We start from the raw sequence: 5,284 nt of genomic DNA, 5'->3' as shown, positions 1-5,284 counted from the left end.
AAAAGTGTTGGGCGACTTTAAAAAGCAGAATTCGCAAGCTATTACTTAAATCTGATAATTTACGTGATGCTATGGAAATCGTTCTCAAGCAAGCTGCGTCCTAATTAAAATGGCTACGGCTATAACTCAAGTGCGCGGGAATACCTCCAGCACAATGCCTTGGAAACTAGAACCAATTTAACCCGCAGTGGAGAACCGATTCCCCCTGGTTATCAACAGTTGTGGGAATATTCCAGTACCTTGATTGCTATCCACAGCTTTGGGCATCAAATTATGAGAGCGTTACAGCTGGTGGCTAGAGTTGACCTAAAACAGGTGAATTTTACAGTAGTGAAGGAGTTAGGGGAAAATAACGATTACACAGGCTATTTCTATGATACCAGTGATGGTGGTAATGGTGCGGCTGAGGCTGTGTTTAAACATCTGCCAAAACTTGCTAGTGCTGCTAGAGCGATCGCCCTAGATTGCAATTGCGATACTGGCTGTGCCAAGTGTATAATTCAACATGGTTGCCCTGATGGTAACACTGCTTTATTGAAGCAACTGGGTTTAGTGTTATTAGATGCGATCGCGTAGCCCATCGCTGCACTTGATGTTTGACAAGAGCATCGTCGTAGACATCGCTCAACTTCCAGATTTTATTGTCCCAGATACTCAATCACTGCCTCCAAGTCTGCAATCGCCCGATTAAATCGATTGAGCATTGCTTCTGCTACTTCTGGTTGGGCGTTGACAGTCGGTAGTTTTTCCCTCACCACACCGAAGAAGTGCTTCTAGCCACAGCGACAAATTTGTATGTCGAACTGCTGTCAACAATCCCATGTTGGTGAGAACAGACAAATGAAACCCAAGTTGGTCTTGTCCACCATAACCCAAATATCCGTTGCTCAGTTCTAGTTTTTCTGGAGTAAATTCAAAATACTGGTCAGAAGTAATACCAGCAGATTCTAGTTTGGGTTGTGGTAATGGAGGTTGGGATTGAGTCATTATCACTTAGGATTGTTGTACAGCAGGTAATTTTAACATTTGCAAAACACTGTCTGACCAAGTGCCAAGTTCTTGAATAATCTGGTTTTTAGCTTCTGTGTTATTCCAGGCTTGTTCTAAGTTTTACAGCCAGCGTGTAAGAAACCTTCCTAAATTTGCTAATTCAAAAGCATTGTCAATATCTATATCTGGGGCTATCCACTCAAGAAAATACATAGTCTCTCTAATCAGGCTTTTGACCACATCCTCATGTGTAGAGTCACTGAAAAGTTGATTTATCCGTGCTAAATTAGTTACCAATTTTCCTAATCTAACAGGAATACTATCTTGCACAAAGGTTTCTTGCTCATAAGTTAAGCCACTATTCATCCCAGAAACTCCATAAGAATTTGGGACACAATTTGTTTAATCTTAACGTTCATAATTTTCATTGAACGATTAATGTCTTAATAAGATATGCGTTAGCCTTACTCCGCAGGAGTTGCAAGCTACGCGGAGCGTCTCCAAGAGTTGGCTTTGGCGTACCCTTCCTTACAGGGAAGCAAGCTACGCGTAGCGTCTCTAAGAGTTGCCATCGCTTGCAGCTTAATTTTACAGGTATCTAGAATTAGCCCGTTGTAGACATCGCTATAATAAAACCAGTATCACGCTCGGAAAACTCACAATGTCCATTACACTTGATCTGCCACCGAAAGTTGAGGCACTGCTGCGACAGCGTGCTGAAAGTACTGGACAAGATATTTCGCAAATGGCGCTAGCGGTGCTGACTTTAGGACTGAGTTTGGACGATCAAGATTTTTTTGAGGCTTTAAAGGGAATCCAACGTGGGCTTGATGATTTTGAGCAAGGACAATTTTCGAGTTTAGAGGACTTCATTGCTGAACAAAATCAGAAATATGGATTGTCTCTTGAAGCATGACGTACCGCATTGATTTCTCTAGCATTGCGAAAGCCGAAGCGGATGCCGCATTCTTAAGTTTTTCTCAGTTTACCACAGACGAACGCGCCCAACTCTGGTATCAAGGGCTGATTAAAGCAATCGTCTCTCTGCAAGAAATGCCTCGGCGCTGTCCAATCGCTCGAGAGGATGCCTTCTTTAGCCAAGAAATTCGTCAGCTTCTTTACGGGCAAGGGAAGCAAACCTATCGTATTCTATTTACGGTTCTTGAAGATCAGCCTGTTCCCACGGTGAGAATTCTCCATATTCGTCATGGCGCACAGAAGACAATTGGTGAGCCGGAAGTAGAGGATTGATCGTATTGACATTCCATCCACAATATCTTCCTCAAGATATAGAGTGTAGGCGTAGCCTGATAGTGACCGAAGAGGCAGGGGAGCAGGGGGCAGGGGGCAGGGGAGAAAGATACTGAAATCCCTCTGCAAAAAGAGTTTCAAGCCCCTAAATTTATTTATGGGGTTTCCCCCCCTGCTCCCTGCCCCCTGCCCCTTTTCCTCTTCTTTGACGGGCTACGCCTACACTCATGAGCGCAAACCACGTTGCAGAGCGATCGCCTTTCGCAGAAAAACAACATTTGTAACAAATAAAGAAGTAATGAGAGCAATAAAAATAAAACGGAGCGATGGCAACTCTTAGAGACGCTACGCGTAGCTTGCTTCCCTGTAAGGGTACGCCAAAGCCTTTGGCTAACGCTAATTGTTGCTCTAATAGACTGAATAATATCCAAAGTGACAATACAATACTGCTTCAGATTTAGTGCAGTAATTTTACAGTTCTTATTAGATGTGCTTTATTTACCTGATATTACCCGTACTATCGCTGAGTGCATAGCAGTCAACCGCCGAACAATCTGATCGATGTCTAAATATATGCTGTAATCAATGACTGCCTGACGAATAGGTGTATGTCCTTGATTGACAGCTAATTCTTGTATCTTGGCTGTACGTATAATTAATTTGCAGCTTACCGCTGCATGGGAGAGATGTTATATTCTCTCCACCATGCCAGTAATTAATCTTGCCGATATTCAACAAATTACTAAAACACAGCAACAAGTCTTATTCCCCAATCAAAAATTTCATCCGAATCGCTCTGCCTTTGACTCTATAGTTGCAGATAACTTCTCTTTGGTGATGAGACAACTATTTTTAGGACTTCCTATAGAACCTTTATTAAATGCCTATCCTCAAATTGCTCAGTGGGTTTCTCAAATACAGGAACTTGCACCGGAAATTTTTAAATCTCGGAAAAAGTTATTAGTCGATAATCCAGTTATTGCACCTCTTGCAATTAATGACGATAACCACTTTATTCAAGTATTAACAAACATAGCCTTTAAACAAGGTATTCCCAGACTTTATGAATGGGCTATACGCCATCCACATTTAAGCTGGCAAGACCGGGTAAAGTTGTGGACTACGGCTAGACAATACTCAGTTAATCCTAACCAAATACAAATCGTAATTTTAGCATTACATCCTGTGAAACCAGCCCAAAGATTAAATGTACGCTGGAATAAAAAGGAGCAGATGCAGACTGAAAAATGGTTAATTAAACTACTGACTAAACCTCAAGATGAAAAATCACAATCAAACATAGTCATTCCTGAGTTATCGTCAATGGTCAATTTAGAAGCTATTCCAGAAGTCAAGATTTAAGAGGCTAATGCCTCTGCCATTGGCAAATGCTTATTACAGATAACACCAATGGTACTCAAATCAAATTTTAAACATGGATGGCTATTATCAAAACTACTGAAATTAGATGATGAATATCAAGGTAGGTGGGAGCAATGGCGATGGACAATGGAAACTGGAGAGCTACCTAAAGAAATACCACAAACTGACTTTTTAGACTTAGGACATCCTCAAGTTTTACAGATGCTCTCAAGCTGTCTGCAATCTATTCCTACAGGTGGATGTGGCAGTCCTTCCAGATTTATTCCCTATTTCACTGACTGGTTACTTTATGCTCTAGGGCATCCCAGTATTGCTAAATTACCTCATGAGCCAGAGGGATGTAACGGTGCGAGCAATCGTCTTATTCAAGAACTGGAACTGAAGCTTTTGATTTCTTGTCCCTTCGATTACTTCGGTCATTTGTTAGCTGCTAATCGTTACGGACAATCGAGAGCTAAATTCTATCCTACTCCTACTTGGACAGCCAGGACAATGGCTATTACAGCAGTTGAAAGTTCTGCTGCAATAGCACCATTTCATATATATGAACCAGCACTTGGTACAGGAAGATTAGCATTGGAAATGTCCAATTATGCCATCAGTTTGACAGGCTGGGAATGCGATTCACTACTAATAAAAATAGCAAGTTTAAACTTCATGCTTTACGCTCCCTACTTGGCATTACCTATTCCTAGTTTAGGTGGAGATTTAGTTATCGGAGATACGCTGACTGGGAAGGGAATTTCTTTTATTCGACCAAATTTAAAATATGAAACTCCCGCATCAGCACCTAAACCGAAGCTAAATAATAGTTTGCTGATTAATGGTATCAAATATGAGAATACTAAAGCAGAAAATATGTTACAAGGAAGTTTATTTTGATGATAATTAAAATTGCTGAGTGGCAACAACTATTTCAAAATTGTGTCAGGAATCCTCCTCTGCCAATTTCCTTGCCTACTGTAGCACTTGCCAATCCTCCCTATTGCAAAATTAATCTCACTTCCGATTCAGAACTAGCCCGATTTGAGATGGCTTATAAATGGATAAAACACGGAGATGGAAGCTACGTGGTTACATCCAAGTTGAAAACCCAAGCAGAACAAGAGTGCTTATTTGTAGAACAGTGTTTAAATCAATTGCAACCTGGTGAAATAGTCTGTATCTTGGTATCTAATGGAATTCTGTCCTCATCTAACCAAGCACACTTTCGCCAATGGCTATTAGAAGACATGGCTTTACTAATTGCTTCCATTCAGTTACCTACAGAAAACTTTCAGGTAGAATGTGGATTGGGAATTATCACCAGCTTTTTAATTCTTCAACGCAAAGGTGGAGATTTACCAGTACCAGAAGACTACTCAATCTTTATGGCCGTTGCGGATAAAATTGGTTTTGATAGTCGAGGTCGTCGTCTCTTCCGTCCAATGACAAATGGGCAACAAACCCAAGAAATTGATAGTGATTTACCGCTAATTATGAAAGAATTTAAAAAGTTTATGACAGAAGTTTGGCAAAATCATATTTACCTAAAGTATAGCAACCGTCTAGCCCATTAGGACATAGACTATAAGTATTATCATGACCGACTCTCGCCTGATTTACTATGGCTAAACCTTACAGTTACGATTTCCGCTCTTATGGTGATCCAATCCATCGA

At 40.9% G+C, this 5,284-nt stretch carries 7 protein-coding genes and 1 pseudogene; 6 read left to right on the top strand and 2 right to left on the bottom strand.

Translation table 11 applies throughout. The features are described from left to right. Window positions 1-159 precede the first annotated feature (159 nt). Window positions 160-576 carry a Zn-binding domain-containing protein gene (locus tag LC653_RS44500; RefSeq protein WP_229501628.1) on the top strand — a complete coding sequence of 139 codons (417 nt, stop codon included), beginning with the start codon at window positions 160-162 and terminating at the stop codon, window positions 574-576. 62 nt (window positions 577-638) lie between these two features. On the opposite strand, the pseudogene LC653_RS44495 reads toward LC653_RS44500, so the two are convergent. Both LC653_RS44495 and LC653_RS44490 read right to left on the bottom strand, forming a co-directional pair. Then, window positions 639-987 (bottom strand): annotated as a pseudogene (locus LC653_RS44495) (hypothetical protein). Between the two features lie 123 nt (window positions 988-1,110). Continuing rightward, a complete protein-coding gene (locus LC653_RS44490; protein WP_229501627.1) occupies window positions 1,111-1,356 on the bottom strand; it encodes a hypothetical protein in 246 nt (81 codons plus the stop codon). 295 nt (window positions 1,357-1,651) lie between these two features. On the opposite strand from LC653_RS44490, the gene LC653_RS44485 reads away from it, so the two are divergent. The 5 genes from LC653_RS44485 to LC653_RS44465 all read left to right on the top strand — a co-directional run bounded on the left by LC653_RS44485 (window position 1,652) and on the right by LC653_RS44465 (window position 5,183). Beyond that, window positions 1,652-1,906 (top strand): hypothetical protein, encoded by a 255-nt coding sequence (locus LC653_RS44485; protein WP_094333544.1) that lies wholly within the window; start codon window positions 1,652-1,654, stop codon window positions 1,904-1,906. Then, a complete protein-coding gene (locus LC653_RS44480; protein ID WP_094344623.1) occupies window positions 1,903-2,241 on the top strand; it encodes a type II toxin-antitoxin system RelE/ParE family toxin in 339 nt (112 codons plus the stop codon). Before LC653_RS44485 ends, LC653_RS44480 begins: the two co-directional genes overlap by 4 nt. A 618-nt stretch (window positions 2,242-2,859) precedes the next feature. Next, window positions 2,860-3,603: a hypothetical protein gene (locus LC653_RS44475; RefSeq protein WP_229501626.1), complete on the top strand. Its 744-nt coding sequence runs from the start codon at window positions 2,860-2,862 to the stop codon at window positions 3,601-3,603. A 48-nt stretch (window positions 3,604-3,651) separates the two neighbouring features. Beyond that, window positions 3,652-4,506: a hypothetical protein gene (locus LC653_RS44470; RefSeq protein WP_229501625.1), complete on the top strand. Its 855-nt coding sequence runs from the start codon at window positions 3,652-3,654 to the stop codon at window positions 4,504-4,506. After that, entirely contained in the window at window positions 4,506-5,183 is a 678-nt protein-coding gene (locus tag LC653_RS44465) for an N-6 DNA methylase (protein ID WP_229501624.1), read from the top strand. The genes LC653_RS44470 and LC653_RS44465 overlap by 1 nt, the downstream gene beginning before the upstream one ends. Window positions 5,184-5,284 lie beyond the last annotated feature (101 nt).

The sequence above is a fragment of the Nostoc mirabile CHAB5784 genome (assembly GCF_020829645.1).
Lineage (GTDB): Bacteria > Cyanobacteriota > Cyanobacteriia > Cyanobacteriales > Nostocaceae > Nostoc > Nostoc mirabile.
Note: the sequence above shows the minus strand (reverse complement) of the source record. Positions and strands in the feature narration are given on the sequence as shown.

Bases quoted from the DNA above. Each gene is read 5' to 3' on its own strand.
- LC653_RS44490 (WP_229501627.1), bottom strand. From the start codon at position 1,356: ATGAATAGTGGCTTAACTTATGAGCAAGAAACCTTTGTGCAAGATAGT.
- LC653_RS44485 (WP_094333544.1), top strand. From the start codon at position 1,652: ATGTCCATTACACTTGATCTGCCACCGAAAGTTGAGGCACTGCTGCGA.
- LC653_RS44480 (WP_094344623.1), top strand. From the start codon at position 1,903: ATGACGTACCGCATTGATTTCTCTAGCATTGCGAAAGCCGAAGCGGAT.
- LC653_RS44470 (WP_229501625.1), top strand. From the start codon at position 3,652: ATGGTACTCAAATCAAATTTTAAACATGGATGGCTATTATCAAAACTA.
- LC653_RS44465 (WP_229501624.1), top strand. From the start codon at position 4,506: ATGATAATTAAAATTGCTGAGTGGCAACAACTATTTCAAAATTGTGTC.